Here is an 835-nt window from a genome sequence, read left to right as displayed (position 1 = left end):
ATCCCTTGGATCTTTTATCTTACCCTCAACTATGTCACTTCTTAAGGCTTTATATATTTTTCCCCATGCATCAAAATTAAATTGATAAACATTTAAATCAATTATCCAATCTACTCCCATAATCTCATCTATAAAAGGAAGCATACCAAATTCATCAGGTTTTAAAGTCTTAGCTAAGGTTTTAATCTCTTGTTCTCTTAAAGGATTTTTATGCACTCCTACTAAACCACTTCCTACGGCAATATCAGCATAACCATAAATAGCACCTAATAAATTAGGTTTATCTAATATACTACTTCCTCCACTTAATTGTATATAAAGTATAGTAGCTTGGATAAATCTTGCATTAAAACCATTTTGAAACATATCATTAGCTAGATATTTATAATCACCTAATATTCCTGCTGCCATACCCCATTCATTATGAAATAAACTTGATCTTAGATTATGTTTATTATCATCTACTATTCTATATAATTTTTCATATTTAGGATCTACATTTCCTTTTTCATCTACAGCTCCTATAGCTTCATAAGGTATATCTATAACAACACTTCTTATACCACTTCTTATAACTAAATACTTATATCTTTCTTTTTTAGTTTTTAAAGATTTATAATAAGCTTTTTCTGCTTTAGTCCAAGGAGCTATGCTTCCTTTAATAGGATCTTTTAAATAAATACTTTGCCAATCTTTAAATTCAAGCAAAGTAGAACTTTGCCCTGTATAAAGATTAGGATCTAAATATCTGGGTTTATAGTCTTTGTAGGGGGAGTTTCTTAATATACGATCAGCTTCAAACAAAGCTTTAGAATATTCTTGGGTGTATTTGCCT

General features: G+C 29.2%; 1 pseudogene. It reads right to left on the bottom strand.

What is annotated here, in order from left to right:
• Positions 1-835: pseudogene (locus L8W69_RS09220) on the bottom strand (hypothetical protein); the annotation flags it as partial.

Source organism: Campylobacter sp. CNRCH_2016_3089, assembly GCF_025772505.1.
GTDB classification, from domain to species: domain Bacteria; phylum Campylobacterota; class Campylobacteria; order Campylobacterales; family Campylobacteraceae; genus Campylobacter_D; species Campylobacter_D lari_D.
This window is presented reverse-complemented; position numbering and strand designations above follow the sequence as displayed.